The sequence below is a fragment of the Acinetobacter sp. XS-4 genome (genome assembly GCF_023920705.1).
Lineage (GTDB): Bacteria > Pseudomonadota > Gammaproteobacteria > Pseudomonadales > Moraxellaceae > Acinetobacter.
The window spans coordinates 386309-412503 of the sequence record NZ_CP094657.1 but is presented as its reverse complement, the minus strand read 5'-3'; the positions used below and the strand labels follow the sequence as shown (position 1 = coordinate 412503).

The window sequence follows — 26195 nt, the reverse complement described above, 5'->3', positions numbered from 1 at the left end:
ATTTTCATTTTTTGAACCTCATTCAAATATTTTTTCTTATTCCAATTTGACTTATAGTGAGGCCTGCTGAATATTCAGCACACGTTTTTAACTGCTTCATGCCATTTTAAAATTTTGGATATAAGAATGACCAAACAGTTTGCAGTAATTGGCAACCCAATCGAACAATCGCGCTCTCCTGAATTGCATCATGCCTTCGCTGAAAAAACAGGTGTTGACCTCGATTATCAAAAACGTCTTGCCCCTCTTGATGGTTTTGAACCGAGTATGCGTAGTTTCTTTGCAAATGGCGGCACTGGCATGAACGTTACCGTACCGTTTAAAGAACAGGCTTTTGCTTTGTGTGATGTGTTAACTGAACGTGCTCAGATTGCGAAAGCGGTTAATACATTATGGATGCAGAATGGCAAATTGCACGGCGATAATACTGATGGCCAAGGCTTAGTGGCCGCAATTCAAGCCTTAGACTGGAACCTAGAAAATACAGCTATTTTAATTTTAGGGGCTGGCGGTGCAACTCGTGGTGTTATTTACCCACTGGTACAGGCTGGCGCTAAAAAAATTGTGATTGCAAACCGCACTTTAGCGCGTGCTGAACAGCTGGTAGATGACTTAAAAGCAGCAGTTTCCCAAGCTCAATTACAAGCAATTTCTCTAAACGCGTTAGAAGGGAATTTTGACATTGTGATTAATGCAACTTCTGCAAGCCTTTCAGGTGACGTATTACAATTACCTGAAAATTTAGAGTTCAAATATGCCTATGAAATGGCTTACGGAAAACCATCTAGCTTCCTTGACCAAGCTAAACAACGCAATGTGCCTTATGCAGAAGGTTTTGGGATGTTAGTGGGTCAGGCCATTGAAGCTTTCTATATCTGGAATGGTGTGAGACCTGAATTAAAAGATTTTCTATAAAGCAAAAAGAACCTACTTTAAGTAGGTTCTTTTTTGACTGTATTATTTATTACTTTTTAGTTGTAACCATTTGCTGGTAAACATCGCGGAAAATCTCATAATCAATAAATTCATTATGTTCAGGTTTTAAATTCTGAATTGTCTTTTCCGTAAGTTGCTGTTTACGTGCAGCAGCATAAGCCTTACCTAAAATATCAGCTGTTTCTGACAACAATTGTTTTTCTTCAGCAGAAGCACCATTTTGTTGTTCAAATTTTAATTGATATTGTTTCGAGAAAAGCTGCTCAGGCTGCTTATATTGTTTCTGTAATTTTTGCCATGCTTCACGCCCTGCCTCACCTTGTATTGTCGTAATCACAATATGGTCCACAGCACGACCTAAATCATTATCAAATTGCTCTTCTTGCTCAAGGTGATGCTTTTTCTGCAATGCCTCTATACGCTCTAAAGCCTTACCTTGAGGATTATAGGTTTCTTCTTCAGAGAACCAGTAAGCATAAACTTCGGCAATTTCTTGCAACTGTTGAACTGAATAATAATTAATATATGAGGGTTTTTCGGCAGTCAATTTTGCAATAAACACAGCCTTATACGTTTTATCATAGGCACGTGTTGCATCATAAGTTTGGTTAGCCAACAGCGCCAGACTCGAATCTAAATCTTGTACATCACTATGTAAGCCAACCGGATGTTCAGAAACATCACTCTGCCCAAGTTTTTCACTAAAGACTTTTACAAAGTTTTCAAATAGCGAACCTTTGCTTGCTTCAGCAACTGATTTAGCTTGTTTAAGCTGCTGCTGGTCAATTGAAGTGGCTTTACCATAATTTAGAATTTGCATGTCTGCTTTAATATTAAAGCGATGGTTAAATTCAGCTGGTGTATATGCAACATCGTAATCTGCGTTGACTAAACGGCCTTTTTCATCAAGTCCAACATCAATCGTAATTGGATTTCTTTGTTTTGGTAAAGCTTGATCAATCTCTGCTTTATGTTTTAACCATAAAGCTTTGAATGCATCATCATTCACAAACTGGTTCTGATCATAAGCTGCAAAAGTTTGTTTTAATGCAGCTCGACGAGCTTTAATCTGAGTTTTTTCGGTATTTACAGCGCTCCGATCAAGTACATCAATACCGTAAATTTGGCAGTAATTAATATCGCCTAACGCAACTGGTTTATTAAGAGCCTGTAATTCAACACATTGATCTTCTGTAAGTGAAGCGACTTCTGCGGTTTGCTCATCATCTGCTACAGCAACGTCTTCGGCTTGAGCTGAATCAGAGGCTGCTTCTGCTGCTGCCACATCTTGAGCTGCACTTGCTTGGTCTTCATCACCTTCCTCAGAAGCCAATGTATTGCCAAAATGAGCATTAATAAGCGAATAAAGTTGCTGACTGACAGCTGCGGCATCCTCAGAAGAAACTTTCTGCCCCTCAGCACTGCCCGCTTTTTTCTTAGCTTCCGAAGCAGCTAATTCTGTTGCTATAGATTCAGCAATCTTTTGGTCGTCAAACCCTAAAACACTTTTTTGCAAATATTTTTCATTAACTTGACCATAAAGTTCCGATTGCAGCAATAACTCCTCAACCGTATCTTTTAATCGAATTTTCTCTACAATTCCGGCTTTACGCTCAGCATCACTAACGGATAAACGTTGTAAATTTTGTGGTTCAGCTAAACGATAAGACACAGCACCAGAAGCTTTTGCATATTCAACAAACTTCTTCATATCGACGTTTGTAAACAGATTTTTATACTTTGAAAAATCGACATATGCCAAGTTATTTTGATTGTCTTTATTGACCAGATAAGGCATTAATCCGAAATAATTAACGTAAAATTTATAGTCTTTCAGATCAAGTACCATTGGCAATTTTGCCTGTACCAGTAAGGTCGGTTTCTCATATCTTGCAGTGAGATTTAACGACCCCACTTTTTGTCGGTAATGAACTGAACCATCGTAACTAAATTGGAGATCATTTAATAAATTAATTAATACGGCATTTACTTTTTCTGAACGTGATTCGTCAGATACACCCGAAACAGATTGCTCATTTGCAATTGCGGCATAAAGCGCCTGCTTCTGTTTTTTATTCAAATTAGTTTTTTGTTCACGTAAATATTGATCTACTTTTTTTTGCACTCCAGCATCAAGCTGAGCCGTTTTCTCTACAGCGCTTATTTTCTTGGGCTGATTTTGATCAACATTAACTTTAAAATGCCCACGGTAGTCATAGCTTGGGTATTCATACATTGCATTCATACCCTGAATGACTTTTTGATCTAAGTTGGCAGATGCCACTGATGGACGTAGGTTATGCTGCGCACACGCGGTCAAACCCAAACTAAATAAACATAAACTGAGATATTTTAAATGCATAACCTTTTTTAAAACCTTATAGCTTTATCTTTTTAGCAAAACTTGCTAAAAATAAAAAATAGTTGTTTTTTCACATAAAAGTATAAGTCCTGAATGTAGCAGAAAATGTATTTTCAGGTGTATTTATTTTCGACAAAATTCGCTTTTCTGACATTTCTTTCGGATGTGATTATCATTGTATTTTTATCAGGTGAGTGAATAATCAAATCATCGATTCAGATAATCCCACAATGATTCAAAATTAGGATTAAAGCCATGCCAGCATATAAAGCCCCGCTACATGATATTCGTTTCTTAATGAATGAAGTATTAGATTACCCTGCTCACTATAAAACTTTATCAAATGGTGAAAATGCAGATCCAGATACAGTTGATATGATTCTTGAAGGTGCGGCAGATTATTGTGAAAACGTATTGTCACCACTTAACCAATCTGGTGATGAAGAAGGTTGCCATTTTGACAACGGCGAAGTAACCACGCCTAAAGGCTTTAAAGAAGCTTATGACCAATTCGTAATGGGTGGTTGGCAAGGTCTTTCTTATCCAGAAGAATTTGGTGGTCAAGGCCTACCAATGTCATTAAATCTGATTAAATCGGAAATGATGGGTACTGCAAACTGGTCATTTACTATGTACCCTGGCCTAAGTTCAGGTTGTATGAATACTATCTTACAATTCGGTACTGATGAGCAAAAACAAACCTATATGCCTAAACTTGTTGAAGGAACTTGGAGCGGCACAATGTGCTTAACCGAACCTCAATGTGGTACGGACTTAGGTCAAGTTAAAACTAAAGCTGAACCTCAAGCAGATGGCACTTATAAAATCTCTGGTACAAAAATCTTCATTTCTGCCGGTGAACATGACTTAACTGAAAATATTATTCACATCGTCCTTGCACGTCTTCCAGATGCTCCTGCTGGTACTCGCGGTATTTCATTATTTATCGTGCCTAAATTCATCCCTACCGCTGATAGTGGTATCGGTGAACGTAATACAGTGACCTGTGGTTCAATCGAACACAAGATGGGTATCCGTGCTTCTGCAACTGCAGTACTCAACTTTGATAATGCAACTGGTTATTTAATCGGTGAAGTTAACAAAGGCTTACATGCAATGTTTACCTTCATGAACACAGCACGTATTGGTACTGCTGTTCAAGGTATTGCACACGCTGAGTTATCTTTCCAAGGTGCTTTACCTTATGCGAAAGATCGTATGTCTATGCGTGCACTTTCAGGCAAAAAAGATCCAGACAAAGTTGCTGATGCAATCATTCATCATGCTGACGTACGTCGCCTATTGTTGACTCAAAAAGCAATTGCTGAAGGTGGCCGTTCAATGATCTATCATGCTGCAAAACTTGCAGACAAAATGACAGATGCATTAACTCGTGGCGACCAAGCTGCTTACGAAGACTACGATGACAAACTTGGTTTCTACACCCCAATTTTGAAAGGTTTCTTGACTGAACTTGGTTTAGAAGCTGCAAATAACGGTATGCAAGTTTACGGCGGCCATGGCTACATTAAAGAATGGGGCATGGAACAAATCGCTCGTGATGCTCGTATCTCAACGCTATACGAAGGTACAACAGGCATTCAAGCACTTGACTTGATTGGTCGTAAAGTATTGCTTAGCTCAAAAGGCAAAGTGGTTCGTGACTATACTGCTGAAATCTTAAAATTCTGTGCTGCACACGCACGTAATAAATACTTACGTCGTTTTGCTTGGGACTTAACTAAGCTTTGTGCTCAGTGGAACACTTTAACTGTTCGTATCATGCTTGCTGCACGTAAAGACCGTGACATTGTATCTTCTGCCTCTGTAGACTTTTTAATGTTCTCTGGTTACGTGATGATGGCTTACTTCTGGGCTCAACAAGCAGTCATTGCTTCTGAGAAACTTGAAGCAGGTGACGGCGCAGAAACACCTGAATTCTATAAAGCAAAAATCAAAGTTGCGGACTTCTACTTTGACCGTATGTTACCTCGTACCCAAGGTCATGCAGAGTCAATGGTGACAACCTCTCGCACCTTAACATCATTACCAGTTGAACACTTCAGCTTCGACTACTAATGATTTTTAAATAGAGAAATGAAAAGAGCGCAATTTATATTGCGCTCTTTTTTATTCAAGTAACATTTAATATTTATTCTTTAGTTAAAACATAAGCTTGGTTTGGAACAAAATAATTTTGCTCTAAAAATTCACGATTTTTACCATAATCGCTATAAAACAGTTTTTCCAGATTCATAACCAATCTTTTATTTGAATCAAAATTAAAATAAAAATTAACTTTAGATAGAGGACATTGAATGGTTAACTCATGCTCTTTTTCATCTACTTTCCAATTTAAAGAAGGACACAATTCATTTACAGCGGCACTTTTCGCCCCATCTTTACTTCCCACGCGGCCAAAATGAACAACATTCCAATAAGCCGATCCATTGGGTAATAGATTTAAAATGTACTCAGCTTCACCCGATTCACAATCGGCAAAAGCATCCTCACATGAAATTCGAGTGTGATATCGTCCTACATATTGCAATAAGGTTCCGCTTAACTTTTTGGTTTGATCTAAACTTTCTTCGGGTAAAAAAGTACGCCCTGCCACATAATCTAATGTTTTTGTAGATGTACTATTTTTTATTAGATTTTCTTCATGCGTAGAATTAGAGCTCGCACTAGAGTGATCTTTTGAGTTGGCATGGTTTATGTCGCAAGCACCAAGTGTCAGGCACATCATAGCCCCTAAAACTAAATGCTTAACTAAAAACCTAGACCGCTTCAAAGACATATACATTATTCACAGATAACAGCAATAGCCATGTTTATATTCATTTTTCAGGTCTAATTAATTGCTGCAAGAAAGCTTTAAGCCCTGAAAAGGTGCATTTTAGTTGATGTTGGTTTCCTTCATTCCAATCCTTTACATATTTTAACCATTTTACTTCTGCGAGGACTTTAAACCTTTTATTTCACCTCCATATTTTTATTAAGCAAGAGCACAATAGCTTCTTGTAATTATTTATCTTTAAGGAGAATTAGATGGCCAGTTCTGGTTTATATCGCTCGAACCGACACAGCATGATCGCCGGTGTAATGGGTGGTATTGCTGAACGTTTTGGTTGGAACGTGACTTTATTACGCATCATTTTTGTTGTTATCTCAGTTATGAGTGCGGCCTTTCCAGGAATTTTAGTTTACTTAGTTTTATGGTTAGTCATTCCGAAAAAACAGCCAGAACATATTGAAGGCTATAGCTCCTCCGTTCGAACAGTAAATGAAGAACGAGTACGTTAATTAATAACTTTGGTCGCTACGGTTGCATCCCCTAATCAACCGTAGCTTTTTTTATTCTACAAATTATAGCTTTCGATTTAACTGTTGTTGTAATGCAGCAATCATATCTGCTCGGCTAATCATTCCAATAAGTTTCCGCTCTTCAACCACTGGAATATAGTTAAACGATTTTTCCACAAAATACGGCACCAGATCTTGAATAGGTTGTGTTGGCAGTACCGTGACCACTCGATGACTCATAATTTGTTTTACATAGTGCTGCCAAGAGTTTCGTGGGTCGGCTGCACCTTTAAACCACTCTACGACTTCATATAACGCTAAAGTTCCCACCAAATGGTTTTCTGCATTTACAACAGGTAGGCTCATCAAGTTCACTTGTTTAAACTTATCTAGTGCCTGATGAATATCATCATCTTCATGTAGTTTGAGGACATCACGGCTCATAATATCCTGACAGGTATATTGATTGACTATTCGTTCATTGGCATGTTCTTGAGCTTCTAAAATGATCTTTTCTAAGTCGTACTGACTAATATCTAAAAGCTCAGTGTGATGCCCTAATGCGTACTCAATATCTTTCGGCTGAATTGATACTTTTTGAGTCGGTGTAGGATCTTTACTACGGTCATTAAGATGAGCAGTAACCGGATAATGCCGCCCAATTAATCTATTAAAAAAGACGGCGAAACCGAGTAAAAGAAGCGAGTTGAGTAAAACTGGATAAAAAATAAAATAAAAGCCTAATTTATGAATTGCCGCCCCACCTAATACCGCCGTTATGGCTACAGCGCCACTTGGTGGATGCAAAGAGTCGGTGGTCATCATTAAAAATATGGCAAGTCCAACAGCCACACTAAAAGCCGTGGTTAAATCAGGAATCCACTGCGCACAGGCAACACCAATAATTCCAGCTAAGGTATTACCAACAATCACATTCCATGGTTGAGCCAAGGGACTGGTCGGCACAGCAAACAATAGAACAGATGAGGCGCCCATTGGGGCGATATACCAAGCATTAATTCCACCCAGAACATACCAGCTAATTAAGGAAGAAATTGCTAAACCACACAACGCTCCAATGCCGCAAAGCAACCTCTCTTTTAAAGGTAAAACCTTAAAATTCGGCTTTAAAATCTGTAACCATTCTCGCTGTATAACACTCACAGTACACCTTTGGGGATATGCCGTTATTTATAACGGGCAAAAGTATACGCGCAAAGCCACATAAAGTGCATTTAAATTATATCTTTAAACAACAAGAAAACTTGCTGAACTATTTTTTTTGATTTTAAAACTTTAATATTCCATCAATTTTTCATTTAAGTAACGCCAGTAACGTTTTGGTAAATATTGCACATGAAGTTTTATATTCTGGCGTTCAGTAATATTAACGCTGTTAAAATAATCTTTCCAAAGTTGGTCATACAAAACTTCCTGCTCATCTAGTTCAAGTTGAAAGCTTTGACTCATTCCATTTTTTAAATTACGGTCAACTTTCGAGGCTTCGAGCAAAACTTCATGCATTTCTCGCAAGTCATAATATAGCCCCAATTTACGTTTCTCATCATAAATGAGCCAACGTTGATCTTGATAACGCCGTTTAAAATGCGGCTGAATAAGCGGTAAAACATTAAAATCAGGACGAACTAAACTCAAAAAAAGCTCATCTTTGGTTTTCTTAAACCGAATAAAAGCTTCCATTCGATGCTTCTCTCGCCCGACCTTTTTCGTCCACTGTGAAATTGCTAAAACACTTGGGTGCAAATAATCTTTTTCTACTGATGAATGACTAGTAAACACATAAATACAGTAGTTAAATAAGTGTTGATAAGCATCTAAAGATTCAGATAAATAAGCAAAATAAAATTGTTTTAACGAAGAAGATGAAAGCTTTTTTTGTAGTGCAGACCAAACACGCTCGGCGTGTTGCTCGTTATTTGAAACCTCAATTTTATCGGCAAATAAACCATGTTGAGCCATATCATTCAAACAAAGCCTGACCTGTAATTCTTTAAATTGAAATGCACGAAAAACACAGCTCAGTAGCCCAACCATTGAACCATCAAAGTAGTAAGCCACTTCATTATTAAACATGGCTAAAACCCAAGGCTTAATTGTGGCGAGAGTTGCTGCCCATATTTCGAAGATCCCTGCGTTAAAATCTGCTGCCGAATGTAGCCAGAAGATAATTCTTTTTGGAATTTCGGACTGTCTTCACAGCGAATAAAGAATTTTGCACGCTGGTAAGCCACGCCTAACTTTTTAAGTAAATCGATATGAATTTTTCCAAAACGGCGAGCCTGCACAATTTTCTTCGCCGATTTCACCCCAATACCGGGCACACGTAAAATCATTTGATAATCAGCAAGATTTAAATCTACTGGAAACTGTTCAGGATGCCTTAAAGCCCAGCTTAATTTCGGGTCTACATCAAGATCTAAGTTTGGGTGTTTTTCATTGACGATTTCATTGACCTGAAAACCGTAAAAACGCATCAGCCAATCGCTTTGATAGAGTCGGTTTTCTCGCAATAATGGCGGTGCAGAACCCACTGCGGGCAAGTAATTATTTTCGGTATTAATTGGAATATAACCCGAAAAATAAACGCGTTTGAGCTTAAATTCTTTATAGTGCTTGTCCGCCATAAACAAGACATCTTGGTCTGACTCTTGATGAGCGCCCACTACCATTTGGGTGGTCTGCCCTGCTGGCACATATTTCGGCACATGCTTAATGATTTGTCGCTCATCTTTAAGCTGAATGAGCCTGTCACGGACTAAACCTAAATCTTTTTGCACTTCCTGATGTGATTTTTCTGGTGCAAAAGTTTTTAGGCCAACCTCGGTCGGCATCTCTAAATTAATACTCATACGGTCAGCATATAAACCTGCTTCATGGATAAGCTCAGGCGATGCCCCCGGAATAGTTTTTAGATGAATATAGCCATTAAAATTTTCTTCAAGGCGCAGCTTCTTTACGACTTGAAGCATGCGTTCCATCGTATGATCCGCAGATTTAAAAATGCCCGAGCTTAAAAATAAACCTTCGATATAATTACGACGGTAAAAATTAATGGTTAAGTCTACGACCTCTTGTACCGTAAATGCCGCACGCTGAACGTCATTAGAACGACGTGAAACGCAATAGGCGCAGTCAAAAATACACACATTACTAAATAGAATTTTTAAGAGAGACACACAGCGGCCATCTTCGGTATAGCTATGGCAAATACCTGAATGGCTGGCATCGCCTAGGCCTTTATCTTTATTTTTACGGTCACTGCCACTTGATGAACAAGACACATCATATTTAGCAGCATCAGCAAGAATCTGTAATTTTTCTCGAATGCGATCAGACATATCAAACGACTCATTTATGGCATCGTTTAAAAAATATCATTTTACATTCTTAAATTTAATCCAGTGAAGTACGCTCGGCGTCATGAGGTGACGTTTAAAATAATCCGTCTTAATTAACGTACTCTTCAAGTTGCTTTACACGCGCTGCATACTCTTGCATTGGGCAATATGAATACATCGGCGAGCCAATATATGAGCCTGCATTACTACATTCCTGATCTACATAAGCTTTCCAAAGTCGCTGAGATTTTAAAATATCTTGGTAACATTTTGGCTGTTTGTATTCTTCGCTTTGTGTACGAATTTGATCAATGAGAGCCACAATTTTTTCTTCATAAGTCTTTTTAGCTTTTTCAGAACAGCTATGCACGACCATGTTATTAATGCTTTCAAGCTGCATTTCCTTAATGGTCTGGTCTACACATTGATTATATTCATCTTGCTCATCAGTTTCGGTCTGCGCATAAAGCCATGTACTACAAAAAAGACTGGATAAAACAATGAGTTTGCAGCAAAATTTCAGCATAACTAATTCTCGATTCTATAATTTTTAATATGCTTCAATATAACAAAAATTCTGTAACGATTTCCTATCAGTATTTAGACATTATAAAAAGTCTGTTACTCGCGCCCATACCAGTACTCATTATTTTAATTTCAACAAATCCTATACTTTATTTTTTAATCATTATATATCTGTTCTTTTCACCATTCTTTATTGCAATATCCTTACTACTAAATAGATTTAAGCTATTAAATTCTCTAACAATACTATTAACGACATTTGGGGTACTCATTTTCTTTAAAGAGCTGATTTATATACCTTTAGAATCCTTCTTTTCTGAGTTGGTTTTTAGTTGGGTTGGAATCTCTACCTTAATTACAGCTTTTAATTTTTGGGCATTATTGACTTGGTATAACTACAAGGATAATAAGGCCAAAGAGCAGAACATTAACATTGAATAAACGTTCTGCTAATTGAATATAAAACCCTTATAAGTTGAACTTTCTTCAGCAATAGAAAACTATTCATTTCTTTTATTTATGAAATAGTCCCAACCATTCTATATGGTGGCAGCTTAAAGTTTTACTGATTTTTACAGGTATTCGGATAGGTTTCATCAACTTTAAGATCAATATTATAAACTGGTTGTATTGGTATCTCCTCTGTACGGTAAGAGCACATATCACGCCATTTCATTGCTTCCTCTTTATCCTGAGGTAGCCCATTTAACCCAGAATAATAATTTTGAAACATATTTTCTTGACCATCCGCATAACCAAGATTGGCGGCTTTAATATACCACTCTGTTGAAACCTTACCATTTTCTGTTACGCCTAACCCTTGTTGATAAAGAACCCCTATATTATTCATTCCTGCTGGATTACCTTGCTCAGCAGCTTTTGTATACCAATACATTGCTTTTTTATAATCTGTATCTACACCATAACCTAGATGATAAAACGTACCTACCCTGAACTGAGCATCTGCATTGCCTGCTTGCGCTGCCTCTTCAGATAGTTTGAACATCTTAGGTACAAAAGTACTTAAGTCTTCTTTCCGATAATAAAGCGTAGTCAAATTCAATTTAGCTAAAGCACTCCCTTGTTCAGCCGCTTGTTGAAAGAGCTTTTCAATTTCTAAGGCTTTTTTTGCTTCAGTGGCCTCACCACCCTCTTTACTTCGAATCCAATCATTTCTATTTTTATAATATAATAATGCAGCATAATTATTCAGCTCATCTGCATTTAACTCATTGAAATTGTAATTATATTTAGCTGAATAATAAATCCAATTATTCTTTAAGTAGTAAAAACCAATAAAGCCTAAAAATAATATTAAAATTCCAAAATAATATTTTTTCAAATTCATTCTAAAATAATCTAATTCAAACTATGAAAAATCATCCTATCAAAAGATGTATTAAATACAAAAGATAATAATCTTATTTTAATGGTTCATGGACATTATCAACAGATCATTTTAGAATTTAAAAAACATAACCTACTATGATTAAGATGAATCCGACAACTCCAAATATCGAATACCAGCCTAAAATTGCTCTTATTATTACCCCTCTTATCCCGATCAGCATCTTAATTTTATTGTCCGTAGTTACTGGCAAGTTTGGACTTGATCTCCTCTATATTATTGGAATCTTTGTCGGTACTTATTATATTGTCTTATTCCCATTACTACTTTGGATATGCCAAGTACTCATTACTAAAAACCGCTTTATCTTTCCATTAATGTGGTTAGGTGCACATGTATCATTTAGCTTGATTTATTTCTTCTTAGCGATCTATGAAAATATGTCTCATAATTTACCAATATTTGATTATGTATTCCCAACAGTTGGACGTACTTTGATCTCAACCTCTACATTCATTGTAAGCTTTATTCTTAGCCTCATTTTTTGGTTTTTTGCATCATTTCAACCTCGATTAAAAGCAAAACATGCAGGAAAATCCCAACTAAATGACAGCCAATAATTTTTTATAGCTATAGAAACTAGTCTTTGCCACTCCCCCACAAAATCCTTATACTTAGGGGCAATTTTTCTCATAAATTCGTGGATGCTACATGAGTCGCGCCATCTCGCACATTGATACATTTCAGGGTTTAATTCTTGCCCTACAAAACTATTGGGCCGAACAAGGCTGCGTCGTACTACAACCGTACGACATGGAAATGGGCGCTGGAACATTCCACACCGCAACATTCTTACGTGCTTTAGGGCCTGAAACTTGGAATGCTGCATACGTTCAACCTTCACGTCGTCCAAAAGATGGCCGCTACGGTGAAAACCCGAACCGTTTGCAACACTACTACCAGTTCCAAGTGGTACTTAAGCCAAATCCAGACAACATCCAACAGCTTTATCTCGATTCTTTAAAAGCAATCGGGATTGATACGCTTACTCACGACATCCGCTTCGTAGAAGACAACTGGGAATCTCCGACGCTTGGGGCTTGGGGCTTAGGTTGGGAAGTTTGGCTTAACGGTATGGAAGTGACTCAGTTTACTTACTTCCAACAAGTCGGTGGTGTTGAATGTTACCCAGTAACAGGCGAAATCACTTACGGTTTAGAACGTCTTGCGATGTACCTTCAAGGCGTTGACTCGGTTTATGACCTTGTTTGGACCAAAGGCCAATTTGGTACTGTGACTTACGGCGACGTATTCCATCAAAATGAAGTTGAGCAATCGACTTATAACTTTGAATACGCTCCAGTTGAAAAACTATTCGAACTGTTTGATTTTTACGAATCAGAAGCAAACCGTTTAATTGAAGCAAAACTTTCTCTTCCTGCTTATGAGCAAGTTGTTAAAGCATCTCATACCTTTAACTTGCTTGATGCACGTGGCGCAATTTCCGTGACTGAGCGTCAGCGCTACATTTTACGCGTACGTACTTTGGCACGCGCAATTGCACAAAGTTATGTACAAGCACGTGCAGAGCTTGGCTTCCCAATGGCAGAACCACACTTACGTGATGAAGTATTGGCACAGCTAAAAGCACAAGCTGAAAGTGAAGCAGCAAAGGCGGAGAAAAACTAATGAGCAAACATACTGTTTTATTCGAACTTGGCTGTGAAGAACTTCCACCAAAAAGCTTGAAAACTTTACGTGATGCATTACAGGCAGAAACGGTAAAAGGCTTAAAAGATGCGGGCTTAAACTTCGCATCAATTGAAGCTTATGCAGCTCCACGTCGTTTAGCACTTAGAATTGTTGACATCGATGCTGCTCAAGCAGACACACAAAAACGTTTTGACGGCCCTGCAGTTCAAGCAGCTTACGATGCAGAAGGCAAACCGACTAAAGCACTTGAAGGCTTTATGCGTGGTCAAGGCATTACTGTTGATCAGCTTTCTACTTTCCAAGCAGGTAAAGTTGAAAAAGTTTGCTATTTAAAAGATGTGAAAGGACAAAGCCTTGACGCTTTACTTCCACAGATTTTACAAACTGCATTAGACAATTTACCAATTGCTAAGCGCATGCGTTCTGCTGCAAGCCGTACCGAATTTGTACGTCCAGTGAAATGGGTTCTCTTACTCAAAGATGACCAAATTGTTGACGCAACTATTCAAGATCATAAAGCTGGCAATGTGACTTATGGTCATCGTTTCCATGCACCTGAAGCTGTGACGTTAGCGCATGCAAATGACTACTTAGCTGCTTTAGAAAAAGCTTACGTTGTTGCGAACTTTGAAAAACGTCAAGCAACCATTCAAGAACAAGTGAAAAAGTTAGCTGATGAAGTTAACGCGACTGCAATTGTTCCAGCTGACTTACTTGATGAAGTAACAAGCCTCGTTGAATGGCCAGTTGCTCTTCGTGCAAACTTTGAAGAGCGCTTCCTTGCTGTTCCTCAAGAAGCACTCATTACGACAATGCAAGACAACCAGAAATATTTCTGCTTGATCAATAGCGAAGGTAAATTACAGCCTTACTTCATTACTGTTTCAAATATTGAGTCTAAAGATCCGATTCAAATTATTGAAGGTAATGAAAAAGTTGTTCGCCCGCGTTTATCTGATGCTGAATTCTTCTTCTTACAAGATCAAAAGCAACCGCTTGCATCTCGTAAAGAAAAACTAGCAAATATGGTATTCCAAGCACAGCTTGGTACGCTTTGGGACAAATCAACACGTATTGCTAAACTTGCTGTTGCGTTGTCTCCAATTACTGGTGCAAACCCAGCAGATGCAGAAAAAGCGGCATTACTTGCTAAATGCGACTTAACCTCAGAGCTTGTTGGTGAGTTCCCAGAACTTCAAGGTATTGCAGGTACTTACTATGCACGCATTGAAGGCGAAAACACTGAAGTTTCAGAAGCTTTAGGCGAGCAATATTTACCAAAATTTGCTGGTGATGTTTTACCAAAAACCAAAACAGGTACAACGATTGCTCTAGCTGACCGTTTAGATACGCTCGTTGGTATTTTTGGTATTGGACAAGCGCCAACAGGTTCTAAAGATCCGTTTGCACTTCGTCGTTCAGCAATTGGTATCTTACGTTTAATCATTGAAAATGAATTAGATGTAACGATTGAAGAGTTAGTAAATCTTGCACTTCAAGGTTATGGCAACATCGTTAAAGATCACGACAAGACTCGTACTGATGCTGTTTCATTCTTGGAAGGTCGTTACCGTGCCAAGTATGAAGACCAAGGTGTTGCTGTTGACGTACTTCAAGCAGTTCAAGCACTTGCACCAAAATCTCCACTTGATTTTGATAAGCGTGTAAATGCTGTAAACCACTTCCGCGCATTACCTGAAGCTGCCGCACTTGCTGCTGCAAACAAGCGTGTTGCTAACATTCTTGCAAAAGAAGCTGCACCAGAAGGTTCTGTAGTCGAAGCGAACTTGGTTGAAGATGCTGAAAAAGCATTATTTGCCGAGCTTCAAGCAGTTACCCCTGCTGTTGAACCATTACTTGCAGCAAAAGACTACACAGCTGCTCTTTCTAAGCTTGCAGCACTTCGCGCGCCGATTGATGCATTCTTTGATGGCGTAATGGTAATGGCAGATGATGCTGACCTGAAGGCAAACCGTTTACGTTTATTGGCTCAGTTGCGTAACTTGTTTACCGCTGTGGCTGATGTGAGTGTGTTGCAGGGTTAAAATTATATAGAAATTAATTTTTATATAATTAAGCTTTTTTAAAACCATGTTTTCGATCTAGATTGGAAACGTGGTTTTTTAATGGTTTTAATTTCTAATTTTATTTAAAATGACAGGTGATTAATTTTTGAACATTTAATAAATAACGATTATTTACTTTTATTTAAGTTCATCCATAATTCAGTCAGCTTTAACAAATAATTACCAAACTTAATAAAGAATGATTGCAATGAAAAACTTAAATTTATTACTCATATCAACATTACTATTTACTGGGTGTGCAACCACTAAATCGATTCAATATCCAGCTACGGGTAAACAAACCTCTATTTCTGTTTCTTCAGAACAACTTTCTTCAATGACTGAATCAGGTGCAGGCGATTACTTTGTAAAGGAAAGTCAAATATTAGTTGGTGATGCAAGTAGTGCTTCAGCCAGCCCAGTTTCTGGAATGTTTGGCCTTATCGGGGTAGGTGTTGCAATGGCAATTGACAAAAATGCCAATAGTTCAGCTATTGAAAAAAGTTCTTTAAATCAACCTATTAAATTTGACCAGCTAATACAACAAAAAATTACCGACTCTTTCACCCAAAATAAAGCAGATCCTACACTCAAATTGCTAGGTTTAAATCAGACATCTGAAATTAAAATTGTGCCTTATTCACGTCTTTCTTTCCGTGAAAAACCAATCGTAAAAGTAAATTTTGGTTTAAAAACTCAATTCAAAAATGCGGCAGACAATAATGCAGATACAAAACGCCTATATCACTATGTAAGTAAGGAACGTATTTCTTTATCTGAATGGGATTCTCAAAATAATTTATTATTTATGCAAAAAGCAGATCAGGCATTTAGCGCTCTTAGCCAAGTATTCACTTTAGATTTACAACATCAATTAAATTTAACAGCATTTGATGAGAACAAACAAAAGAATTGTAAAACTAATGCAGATACATCTCTAGTTTCTTTTATTCAAACTCCTGACAATTTATGTGTTGGTGTAGTTAAAACAAGTAAAGGAGATGTATTCCAAAATAGTATTTATATTGTTGAGCAGTAATAAATATTAACTGAATAGATTGGAGAACTACTTAAATTTAAGTAGTCCTCCAATGTAATCAAACAAACGCTTTAATTTCTTCTAAACTTTTCGATGGCTCAAACCACATAAAATCATAATCAGCTACATCATGAATATAAAACGGATCATTTTTCATGATTTCTTCAGCTTCTTGAACCGAAGAACTTAGAACTAAAATCACCCCACCCGCTCTATTTTCTCGACGTCCTGATGCTAGAAACTTCTTTTGCTCATAGTAATGATCTAGAAATGCAATATGCTCTTTTAGTACTGCATCAACTTCGACTAATGGTTTTTTATAGGTCAGGGTAACAACAATCATCTCATTCTCTTAAAGCAAGTAGCGCATGACGTAGCATCAATCTACAGATCGTTTAATTATCTATAGCTTACTCGATAGTACGCCTATTCCCCCAATTCATCCACACCAAACTCCCCACAATAATTACTCCACCTAACAACACAATCATTGATGGTTTTTCATTTAAGAAAAGAACTGCCAAACTCATAGCGACAATCGGCGAGCAATACAAAAAATTCGATGCAATCGTTAACGGCATATTTTTAAGTACATAGCCCCAAAGTACATAAGCCATCGCACTTGGGAAAATACCCAACAAGACAACCGACATATTGGCTTGCCAAGTGGCATGTAGAATTTCACTAGGCAAATGAGCACTATAAAATAGTAAAGGAATGGTCCCGAACCAAATGATGTAGCACATCATGCTCAAGGCATCATAATTTAAGGCAAATTTTTTATATAAATTAAAATAAAGGCCCCAGGCAATTGCGGCTAAAACAATCAACAAACTATAAGGACTTGGTACACCAAAACCATGATCTCCACTGACTACCAATACGGCGCCACAAAGTCCCAGTAAAATACATAACCATTGTTTGAAACTGATTTGTTCCTTAAAAAGCAAAGCTGAAATAATAAAAGTGAATAGCGGAATAGATTGACTCAAAATACTAGAAGCGACTGCACTCACATACTGCTGTCCTGTATTTATAAGCAAATGATGTAGCGTTACAGAGAAAAATCCTAATACAGCAAGTGCAGGGACATCTTTCCACTTTAAAGGCTGAATGCCTTTTTTCATGACCAAAAGCAGTAAAAAAACCGATGCGATCAAAAAACGGAGCAAGGCAATATGCTGCGGTGTATATGAATGTAAAGCACTATGTATACCAATAGGTGAATAGCCCCAACAAAAGACAGTCACTGCAATACATAAATAGAGTTTAAATGCGGGAGGTTGGGTTTCGGCAGCAAGAGAAATTGCCATGTTAAATCTGCACTAATGAAATGGAACTCTTTCATCATATGCGCATGGATAGTTGAATAAAATTAACTTATATTGAGTTAAATATTCATTAAAAGTGAATGATAAAATATGGATATCGCACAGCTAAAAATGTTTCAGACCGTGGTTGAGTGCGGAACAATGGCTAAGGCATCAATGCAACTGCATTGCGTACCATCTAACATTACGACACGCATTAAACAACTTGAAGAAGAACTAGGATCACCGCTATTTTATCGTGAAGGAAAAAGTTTGAAACTCACTCCCTCTGGAGAAATTTTTCTCAATTATTGCCATAAAATTTTGGCGTTGTGTGATGAAGCAAAACGTAGTATTCACCCTGATGCTCCTCCATCTGGCCCATTAAAAATTGGGGCTATTGAATCTTCCGCCACGACTCGCCTACCTAACTTACTGGCGAAATATCATCAACGCTATCCTGAGGTTTCCATTCAAATTATTACAGGTACATGGAAGCAACTATTAGTCGATATTTCTCAACATAAACTCGATGGTGCGATTGTCGCGGGAAGTATTGAATTTCCCATGTTAAATAGGCTTAGTATTTATCAAGAAGAAATTATTTTAATTGCCCCTGAATCTTTCGGTGAAATCCACTGCCAAGAAGACTTGATTGGTAAGGAAATTTTTATGTGGACAGAAGGCTGCCCTTACCGAGCTGCTCTTGAAGAATGGCTTAAGCTCAAAAATATCTCGCTTCCAATTACGAGTATTACTAGTTATGCCACTATTATTGGTTGCGTAAGTGCAGGCTCTGGTGTGTCTTTAGTACCGAAAAGTCTTTTTGAACAATATAAAAATTTAACCAATATTCGAGGCTATAAATTTGAACACCTTGCCTTTATGCAAAATCAATTTTTTTGGCACAAAAATGTGAGTAACCATAAAGCTCGAGATATGTTTTTAGAATTGATTAAATCTGAATTTATCATTTAGATTTTTGCCTGCAACAAACCATCTATGCAAAAATCTATGCTTTATATAAAACAATGATGCATGAGAAGCATAGCTAAATTTAAGTTTTTTAAATTTTATTAATATAAAACAATATTTTAAATAAATACCAACTATAATTTTAGAAATAAAGTCTGCATAAGCCATCCGTTTTTTGCAACGACCTCAATAAAAATACGCTCATTCTAAGCATATAGTTTTTTTGAGTCGCTCAACATGAATAAAGCAATTGGAATCCTAGGTGGCATGGGGCCACAAGCTACGATTGATGCTATGAATAAAATTATTAAAAATACACCAGCACATTGCGATCAGGAACATATTCCTGTCGTTACAGTTTCTATCCCAGATATTCCTGACAGAACTCAATCGATTATAAATCAGGATAATAAACCACTCGAAAAAATGGCTGAATATCTTAAAATCTTAGAAGCAGCAGAAGTCGGTTGTATCATTATTCCTTGTAATACTGCCCATTTCTGGTTTAACCAATTACAAAAGCGCACCCAGACCAAAATGATCAGTATTATTGAATCTGCGGTTCATTTTATTCAAGATCGCCAAATTGATGAGGTGTGTATTCTTGCTACATCTGCCACAATAAACACCGAGCTTTATCAAAGCCAGTTTATTGAAAATAGTATTGGTTTCTCTACTCCTTCTGCTGAAATGCAAAATAAAGTAATGCAAAGCATTTACCAATACAAATCTGGAGATATTCAAAAATCTAAACAAACGATGAAGGAAATTATTAATTTTTACAAGGAAAACAAAAACATAAAATTTTTATTGGCTTGTACAGAAATTCCACTCATTTTAGAAGAGAGTATTGAGGCTTACCCTGAACTATTCATAGATACAACTGATGTACTCATTAAAAATGCAATTGCGTGGTATCAAAATGCTCCCACAGCAAAAGTTGCATAATTAAATAAAATATAATGCGATTTATGCATAAAAATTTAGGCAATTGTCCAATCAATTGCCTTCACAAAACTCCATAAACTTTCAGAAGCTGTATTAAGCCTCGCACTGCTACGATATAAGTAAATATCTACAGATAAGACTGAATCTTTCATAGGCACAATCATGAGTTGATTTTTTTCAAGCTCATCCTGAATACTGTAATGAGGTAACCACCCTACTCCATACCCCCCTTTGATCATGTCTTTAAGCAGTAAACTCATTGAAGACACAAAGTTTGTCTCAAATTTGCCTGAATGATGCTCTTGTAGAAACTTATTTACTTTTTTACCCATGTAACTGTCGTCGGTGTAATTCATGAGCGGAACTGAAGCATCTTCAAGTGAATATTTAGGACGACCTAAATGATTAGGTGCGGTGACTAAATAAAGCTTTGCTGAAAATAATTTATGACACAAAAACTGTGGATTCATAAGATCATCATCATAAAAAGATGCAATAAAGTCACATTGGCCATTTTTAAGAGAATCTACGGTTTCATTTACGTTAATGGCTTCAACATGAAAAATCTTTTCTTGATAGTTTTTTAAATTCCCTAAAATTTTAGGGAAAATATAACCCGCCAATGAGTGAGCAGACGCAATAGTGACTTTACTTCTAACATGATTATCACCTTTAATTCGATCTATATTGAACTCAAAATCATCTAGCAAATTTCTGGCGTGTAGAACAAAAAGCTTACCCTTTTCTGTCAGCTGTAACGGCGAAGTTTCTCTGTCAAAAACCTCGAACCCCAAACTATTTTCTAGAGCCTGAATACGGCGACTTAGTGAAGATTGTGAAATATTTCTAATATCAGAAGCTATTGTAAAATTTCGGTATTTTTCTAGAATGATCAGATCATATAACCATTTTAATTCTATATTTTGTATCACCTGAAGCTCCAGATCATTCTAGGAATTTAGATATGCTATTTCATTATATTTGAAATGATGATTTATCGTAATCAAATCGTATGGGTTTTATCTCATTGCAGTACAAGCTTTATTTTTAACAGTAAGATCACCACTTCATCTTTTGATTCTGGTTGGGGAGATTTATCCAAAATGAAAACCATATACATTTTATGTATTGCGACCTCTATGTTGGCTTCATCAACCTTATTTGCAGAAACGACGCAACCACAACAAGTGGCTGAAACAACGTCTAAAGCACAACCTTATGGTGATAACCCAAGTTTAGGTCGTGTATTGTTATATAAAACAGGAAAAGGTATACAAAATTTAGGAGACTCTATTCAAGGAGCTTCTGAAAAGACCTCAAATAAAATTAGTGAAAAATGGCAAAACACCAAAGAATTTACGGCTGAAAAAGCAGAAGTCGTTCAGCAAAAAGCAGATACAGCCAAAGCTTTTACAGAAAATAAAATAGATCAGGCGAAGCAAAATATTACCAGTAGCCGAAATGGTGAAAATATTCCGATAGAGCAAGGTCAGTTAAGTAAATCGAGCACAACAACTAACTAACTTGGACAGCGCGATAAATTCGCGCTTTTATAAATACAAATATTCATCTAAAACTAATGATCATCAACTATAAAGAGCTAGGAATCTGCCTTATGAATAGTCAAAAACTTCTCTTTTCATCACTATGCTGCTTAGCATTAACTGCATGTGCGACCTCTGCACCTCCTTCTTCGTCTTATTCTTCGGCACAAGTTTTAGAGCAAGATACGAATATTGAAGCTTATCCATCGACTACAGGCAATGTAGCCAAACTCATTAAACAAGATAAGCAAGCTTGTATGATTGAATTTACGGGATATTTAGGGGGTGGACACGTTACTGAACACTGGGTATTTAATGATAAAGGTCTAATTTCAGCCACATCATTCACCCAACAATACCCTGATGATTCAGGCATATTAAATCAGGCAACTAACTCTACAACCAAAAGCTCGACCACTTTTAACATTCAAGATCCAGAAATTCAGAGTAATTTCAAAAAACTTCAAAATAACTTTAATCCAGCAAATTTAGAAAAGTGCCATTAATACTTATCCATAGAAAACCCGTTGCAGAAGCTACCTGCTGCAACGGGTTATCGCTATTTTAAAAATTTCTTGGACCTAATTTAAAAAATTATAAATAAGCTATTTAATTAATGGTTAAACCATTTGTTGCTGCCAATAAATCAATACGCGGGAAAACCAAGCCCGTTCTTGAGTCAGTAATTGGTTTACCTGTCGTTTTTAAACGGCTGATGGTTTGATCAATACTTTCCGTTGGACTCACACTATTTGCTCGCAACGAAGCAATTGCACCTGCCACATGTGGTGTCGCTTGAGATGTACCTCCCATGGTGTAACCACCCGCCGTAATCATTGCACCCGGTGCCAATAAAGTCACAAGGCTACCACCATTACTAAAGCACGCCACTTTGTCTGCTGCTGTTGTTGGGTCAGAACATTTCACAGGATTCCCCCATGACACACCACCAATATTACTGTCATAAACAGCACCCACTCTTACTGCGCCAGCAACACAAGCAGGAGATGATATTCCATCTGAAAATGCATCATTACCTGAAGCTACAACCGGAACCACACCAGCAGCTCGCGCATTAGCAAATGCTGTTGCATAACTGCTATTACTACATTCTGAAGTGTATTTAACTCCTGGTACACCAAGGCTTAAATTCACTGCTTTAATGTTATAAGTCTGGGCATTATTTGCAGTCCAGTTTAAAGCCGCCAAAATATCGCTGTCATAAGCAGTACTCCCCCACTGACCATTCACCCGAACACGTCGAAAGGTATCAATACCAATAATTTTGGTCTTGGTGGCAACCTTGGACACAATACCTGAAACATTACTACCATGCCCATCATCATCTAAAGCGCCATCATCTGGTGCACTATCAAATGAGTAAGCAACCCGACAAGTATTTGATGGTGTATTTACTGCCGTACACCCAAAATCAGAATGAAGATAATTCACCCCTGTATCAATCACTGCCACACTAGAGCCTTCACCTGTGAAACCATTATTGTTGGCTTGTGGTTGGTTGATTAAAGGTAGACTTTCATTGGTCGTGGTTTGATTAATACGATTTGGATATACCGCTTTAACATTAGGGTCATTGAGTAAAGAGACCAAAGCTTCGCGGTTACTAATCCGATAAAAAGCTAAAGGCAAATTATTGTAGTCCCGAAGTACTTGAACACCACCAGCACGGTTAAACCTTGCCTGTAAATTTTTCTTATTTGTTGCAATAAAACTTCGCCGTTCTAAACCGGATGGGACGCTCACCGAAGAAATATTGTATTCAACAATTAAATCATTCGAATCATTATTAACCAAGGCATTTAAATCGATTTTACCCTGAAATACTTTTTGTTTTGCTGCCTGATTTAATCGCTGTTTAGCACCTTTAGAATCTAAAGGAAGAGCTGATGCAGTTGTACTTAAAATCGTACATAGACCTAATAGAAATAACGTTTTACTTTGCATTATTTTTCTCCGTAGTTTTTCAACTAACAATTTACTTATTTCGCTTTTATTTCATTTGCTGGATCTTTTTCTGGATCAATCGGTTGAATAGAAAGATCACTTTTTGTGTCATAAAAAGGAACAGTATCAGCTGATACCGATTGTGGATGAGTTGAATGTTGAGATAGATTTTTAGGTTGAGTAGGCTCCTTAAGTTTAGAAAGAAAAGACGATGTGTCTGGTTGTGGCGAATTCGACTCATGTAAAGCAGAATCAAACACATCAGATGCACCACTTGTGTGCTTTAAATAAAGGACAACGGCGACCAAGCCGACTAGTACAAGAAGGGAAGCAATAATTTTCATCTCTCATATCTCTGTTTTTTTGTTTATAGATATCTATTTTTATTTTTGATTATTTGAAATAAAGCAGCATTTCTTTATATATTTTTCATGTGAAAAATCTATTTAATGAAATACATAAGCACTAAAAAGTTAAAATAACTTTATCCCGAATAAGCAAAAATACAGTTCTGCCCTTTACGTTTATATTTCTGGCAGAAGATGGTTCAAAAGAGTGCTAAAAAGCGCCTTATTCTCATAATAAGCAATAACTATGCCGTTTACTCTAATAAATAATGAGATTTACATCGCATTTAAAGATATAGAGGGAAAACTAGAGAACTCGAAATGGACAACATTAAAGGACATTTTTAGAAAAGATAAGACGAAGATTAATTTAGTTAGAATATCTAACAAATAAATGTTCTTTTTCACTTTATTATTAATTTTTATTCATCTCCACAATTCATCCCTAATGTGTTTAATCAACGTAACACTGTTGTAACATTTTGCTGAAGTTAGTTCCCAACGCTATATTCCCTTGGCTATGATTCGTTTGCGTTTATGAAATACCTCACTAAAAAGGTATATTCTTTGAAGGATATCGCAATGAAAATGATGAAAACAGCTATCGTTACTGCAAGTGTTCTTGCTTCTGCTTCTATTTTTGCACAAAGTGCGGGTGTTAATGCAGATGCTTCTGCTCAAGTAAATGTACAACCGGGTGGTCTTGTTAGTGGCGTAGCCAATACAGTCAAAAATACTGCATACACTGTAGGTAACACAGCAAAGCATGCTGGTCATGTCGCTGCTGACACTACAGTTAAAGCAACTAAAAAAACAACAGGAAAAGTGACTGAACTTTCTTCTAAAGCTGCAAATGGTACAAAACATATAGCAACTGAAGCTGCAACGGGTACCAAACACTTTGCTACCGAAGCTGCGACAGGTACTAAAAATGTAGCGACTAAAGCTGCAACTGGTACTAAACATTTTGCTACCGAAGCAGTAACAGGTACCAAAAATGTAGCAACTAAAGCTGCAAACGGTACTAAAAATCTAGCAGTTGAAGCTAAAGCTGATACAAAAGCAGGTTTTGATGCTGTAAAAACTAAAGTTGCTGGAAACCAAGCTGACCAAAAAGAATTTACTGCTGAAAAACAAGCTGATGCTCAAGCGCGTGTAGATGCAGTGAAAACTCGTGTAGCTCAAAATCAAGCTGAGCAAAAAGAATTGGTAGCAGACACTAAAGCTGATGCCCAAGCACAGTTGAATGCAGCTCAACCAGCACATGCAATTAATGCTCAAACAGGCGTAAATGTTGGTGTTAACGTTGGCCCTGTTGGAGTTAACACAAACGCAAATATAAACGCTGGTGCTCAAACATCTACACAAAAAACTGAAAAGAAATCTTGGGTTAAAGGTCTTTTCGGTACGAACTAATATCTTATAAATAAAAAAGGGCAATTCATTGCCCTTTTTTTATTTCTTAAAATCAAATATTCAGCTGGTTTCAGTTAAAACCAAACCTGCACGTAAACCAAGTTTCACATTTGGATTTGGAAATAAAATCCAGACTTGATCTTGCTCAACAACATAATTACCAGAAGGCTGAACCGCAATGATTTCATCTTTGGTAAAAGTCGAAAAATTTGGTGCTTCAGCCGATAAGTTCATCTGAAAATCTTCGTCTTTTTTAATTAAAGAGTCCGATACTTTAAAGACCCGAATTTTTGTTTTACTACGTGGTGGCAAGGCTTGCTTAGAAACCACATGACGAATAACTTCATCAATTGCAGCAAACTGGCTCAAATCATTTTGTCCAAATGGTAAGGCTTTGCCTAACTCTAAAGTTGCGCTCGCAGCTTTAAAATTTTCACTGGTAAAATGCGTAAATGTTTTACCCACTGCATTGTGATAAACCAAAGCGTCCAAGTCAGCTGCTTCAAGGCTCGCTGTCAAATCTGCATCATAAGCATGTGTTTGATAGGGAAATAAAGCAAACGTTGGCAACAAAGAGGCACGAATGGCGGTATGCAAATCATAGTGATAACGTTTTGCTTGGCTTGAACTTTCCTGAAAAAAAGTCGTGACCACTTGCTCTAAAACTTCAGCACGTTTTGATTCGTCAGTCACGGGTAGAGTTTTATATCCACCACAAAACATACGGTTTACATCATCATGCACATAGCGTTTACCTTGACGCATTGCATAGGGGTTACCCAATACAAACAGCAACCTCACAGCAAGGTTTAAACGTCCCGCAAATAAATCTGTGCAAAGATGAGATAACAATTCAATTGGTGCTGTTTCATTACCATGTACTCCAGCTGACAGTACGACAGCTTTGTCGTACTGTGCGTTTGGCGTACATTCAAGAAGTCCCTCACCTAACCAACGCCAAGAAAAATTATCTTGTTTACCTTCACGTGTTATAGGCTGCTCACCTTGTAAGGTTAATGCTAGAAAATCTTGCATG

General features: G+C 37.3%; 25 protein-coding genes. 12 read left to right on the top strand and 13 right to left on the bottom strand.

What is annotated here, in order from left to right; translation table 11 throughout:
* Nucleotides 1-126 precede the first annotated feature (126 nt).
* Nucleotides 127-915, top strand: a complete 789-nt coding sequence (gene aroE / locus MMY79_RS01970; protein WP_252611631.1) for a shikimate dehydrogenase — start codon at nucleotides 127-129, stop codon at nucleotides 913-915.
* A 49-nt stretch (nucleotides 916-964) separates the two neighbouring features.
* Here aroE and MMY79_RS01965 read toward each other — a convergent pair whose 3' ends face one another.
* A complete protein-coding gene (locus MMY79_RS01965; RefSeq protein ID WP_252611629.1) occupies nucleotides 965-3298 on the bottom strand; it encodes a hypothetical protein in 2334 nt (777 codons plus the stop codon).
* A gap of 255 nt (nucleotides 3299-3553) precedes the next feature.
* Between MMY79_RS01965 and MMY79_RS01960 the strand changes: the two genes are divergently transcribed.
* Entirely contained in the window at nucleotides 3554-5377 is a 1824-nt protein-coding gene (locus MMY79_RS01960; protein ID WP_252611626.1) for an acyl-CoA dehydrogenase C-terminal domain-containing protein, read from the top strand.
* Between the two features lie 73 nt (nucleotides 5378-5450).
* Here MMY79_RS01960 and MMY79_RS01955 read toward each other — a convergent pair whose 3' ends face one another.
* A complete protein-coding gene (locus MMY79_RS01955; RefSeq protein ID WP_252613408.1) occupies nucleotides 5451-6098 on the bottom strand; it encodes a hypothetical protein in 648 nt (215 codons plus the stop codon).
* A gap of 251 nt (nucleotides 6099-6349) precedes the next feature.
* Between MMY79_RS01955 and MMY79_RS01950 the strand changes: the two genes are divergently transcribed.
* Entirely contained in the window at nucleotides 6350-6604 is a 255-nt protein-coding gene (locus MMY79_RS01950; protein ID WP_009388059.1) for a PspC domain-containing protein, read from the top strand.
* Nucleotides 6605-6667: 63 nt separating this feature from the next.
* On the opposite strand, the gene MMY79_RS01945 is transcribed toward MMY79_RS01950, so the two are convergent.
* The 5 genes from MMY79_RS01945 to MMY79_RS01925 form a co-directional block, all read right to left on the bottom strand.
* A complete protein-coding gene (locus MMY79_RS01945; protein ID WP_252611624.1) occupies nucleotides 6668-7768 on the bottom strand; it encodes an HPP family protein in 1101 nt (366 codons plus the stop codon).
* A 132-nt stretch (nucleotides 7769-7900) separates the two neighbouring features.
* On the bottom strand, nucleotides 7901-8698 hold the full coding sequence (locus tag MMY79_RS01940) for a TIGR03915 family putative DNA repair protein (RefSeq protein WP_252611622.1): 798 nt from the start codon (nucleotides 8696-8698) through the stop codon (nucleotides 7901-7903).
* A gap of 2 nt (nucleotides 8699-8700) precedes the next feature.
* The gene (locus MMY79_RS01935; protein WP_252611619.1) at nucleotides 8701-9963 is read right to left on the bottom strand and encodes a putative DNA modification/repair radical SAM protein; all 1263 of its coding nucleotides are present in this window, start codon (nucleotides 9961-9963) and stop codon (nucleotides 8701-8703) included.
* A 109-nt stretch (nucleotides 9964-10072) separates the two neighbouring features.
* Entirely contained in the window at nucleotides 10073-10489 is a 417-nt protein-coding gene (locus MMY79_RS01930) for a lysozyme inhibitor LprI family protein (protein WP_252611617.1), read from the bottom strand.
* Nucleotides 10490-11050: 561 nt separating this feature from the next.
* Nucleotides 11051-11836 (bottom strand): tetratricopeptide repeat protein, encoded by a 786-nt coding sequence (locus MMY79_RS01925; protein WP_252611616.1) that lies wholly within the window; start codon nucleotides 11834-11836, stop codon nucleotides 11051-11053.
* Between the two features lie 137 nt (nucleotides 11837-11973).
* On the opposite strand from MMY79_RS01925, the gene MMY79_RS01920 reads away from it, so the two are divergent.
* The 4 genes from MMY79_RS01920 (at nucleotide 11974) to MMY79_RS01905 (ending at nucleotide 16654) form a co-directional block, all read left to right on the top strand.
* Nucleotides 11974-12456 (top strand): hypothetical protein, encoded by a 483-nt coding sequence (locus tag MMY79_RS01920; protein WP_354669035.1) that lies wholly within the window; start codon nucleotides 11974-11976, stop codon nucleotides 12454-12456.
* Nucleotides 12457-12547: 91 nt separating this feature from the next.
* A complete protein-coding gene (gene glyQ, locus MMY79_RS01915; protein ID WP_002044989.1) occupies nucleotides 12548-13525 on the top strand; it encodes a glycine--tRNA ligase subunit alpha in 978 nt (325 codons plus the stop codon).
* Nucleotides 13525-15594: a glycine--tRNA ligase subunit beta gene (glyS, locus tag MMY79_RS01910; protein ID WP_252611612.1), complete on the top strand. Its 2070-nt coding sequence runs from the start codon at nucleotides 13525-13527 to the stop codon at nucleotides 15592-15594. Before glyQ ends, glyS begins: the two co-directional genes overlap by 1 nt.
* Before the next feature lie 229 nt (nucleotides 15595-15823).
* Nucleotides 15824-16654 carry a hypothetical protein gene (locus MMY79_RS01905; RefSeq protein WP_252611611.1) on the top strand — a complete coding sequence of 277 codons (831 nt, stop codon included), beginning with the start codon at nucleotides 15824-15826 and terminating at the stop codon, nucleotides 16652-16654.
* A 58-nt stretch (nucleotides 16655-16712) separates the two neighbouring features.
* Here MMY79_RS01905 and MMY79_RS01900 read toward each other — a convergent pair whose 3' ends face one another.
* A complete protein-coding gene (locus tag MMY79_RS01900) occupies nucleotides 16713-16997 on the bottom strand; it encodes a YciI family protein (protein ID WP_252611610.1) in 285 nt (94 codons plus the stop codon).
* 67 nt (nucleotides 16998-17064) lie between these two features.
* Nucleotides 17065-17967, bottom strand: a complete 903-nt coding sequence (locus MMY79_RS01895) for a DMT family transporter (protein ID WP_252611609.1) — start codon at nucleotides 17965-17967, stop codon at nucleotides 17065-17067.
* A gap of 108 nt (nucleotides 17968-18075) precedes the next feature.
* Here MMY79_RS01895 and MMY79_RS01890 point away from each other — a divergent pair, with 108 nt between their 5' ends.
* The gene (locus tag MMY79_RS01890; RefSeq protein ID WP_252611608.1) at nucleotides 18076-18942 is read left to right on the top strand and encodes a LysR family transcriptional regulator; all 867 of its coding nucleotides are present in this window, start codon (nucleotides 18076-18078) and stop codon (nucleotides 18940-18942) included.
* A gap of 234 nt (nucleotides 18943-19176) precedes the next feature.
* Nucleotides 19177-19887 carry an amino acid racemase gene (locus tag MMY79_RS01885; RefSeq protein ID WP_252611607.1) on the top strand — a complete coding sequence of 237 codons (711 nt, stop codon included), beginning with the start codon at nucleotides 19177-19179 and terminating at the stop codon, nucleotides 19885-19887.
* A 35-nt stretch (nucleotides 19888-19922) separates the two neighbouring features.
* On the opposite strand, the gene MMY79_RS01880 is transcribed toward MMY79_RS01885, so the two are convergent.
* Nucleotides 19923-20819, bottom strand: coding sequence for a LysR substrate-binding domain-containing protein (locus MMY79_RS01880; protein ID WP_252611606.1), 897 nt, complete (start codon nucleotides 20817-20819; stop codon nucleotides 19923-19925).
* 171 nt (nucleotides 20820-20990) lie between these two features.
* On the opposite strand from MMY79_RS01880, the gene MMY79_RS01875 reads away from it, so the two are divergent.
* Together MMY79_RS01875 and MMY79_RS01870 are read left to right on the top strand one after the other, a co-directional pair.
* A complete protein-coding gene (locus MMY79_RS01875; protein ID WP_252611604.1) occupies nucleotides 20991-21410 on the top strand; it encodes a hypothetical protein in 420 nt (139 codons plus the stop codon).
* Nucleotides 21411-21502: 92 nt separating this feature from the next.
* Nucleotides 21503-21937, top strand: coding sequence for a hypothetical protein (locus tag MMY79_RS01870; protein WP_252611602.1), 435 nt, complete (start codon nucleotides 21503-21505; stop codon nucleotides 21935-21937).
* 103 nt (nucleotides 21938-22040) lie between these two features.
* On the opposite strand, the gene MMY79_RS01865 is transcribed toward MMY79_RS01870, so the two are convergent.
* Both MMY79_RS01865 and MMY79_RS01860 read right to left on the bottom strand, forming a co-directional pair.
* Nucleotides 22041-23396: a S8 family serine peptidase gene (locus MMY79_RS01865; RefSeq protein WP_252611600.1), complete on the bottom strand. Its 1356-nt coding sequence runs from the start codon at nucleotides 23394-23396 to the stop codon at nucleotides 22041-22043.
* Nucleotides 23397-23431: 35 nt separating this feature from the next.
* Nucleotides 23432-23740 (bottom strand): hypothetical protein, encoded by a 309-nt coding sequence (locus MMY79_RS01860; RefSeq protein WP_252611598.1) that lies wholly within the window; start codon nucleotides 23738-23740, stop codon nucleotides 23432-23434.
* Nucleotides 23741-24325: 585 nt separating this feature from the next.
* Between MMY79_RS01860 and MMY79_RS01855 the strand changes: the two genes are divergently transcribed.
* Complete coding sequence (locus MMY79_RS01855; RefSeq protein ID WP_252611596.1) at nucleotides 24326-25159, top strand: hypothetical protein; 834 nt, start codon at nucleotides 24326-24328, stop codon at nucleotides 25157-25159.
* A 60-nt stretch (nucleotides 25160-25219) separates the two neighbouring features.
* Here the strand turns inward: MMY79_RS01855 and astE are convergent, their stop codons facing one another.
* Entirely contained in the window at nucleotides 25220-26194 is a 975-nt protein-coding gene (gene astE / locus MMY79_RS01850; RefSeq protein ID WP_252611594.1) for a succinylglutamate desuccinylase, read from the bottom strand.
* Between the last annotated feature and the right edge of the window lies 1 nt (nucleotide 26195).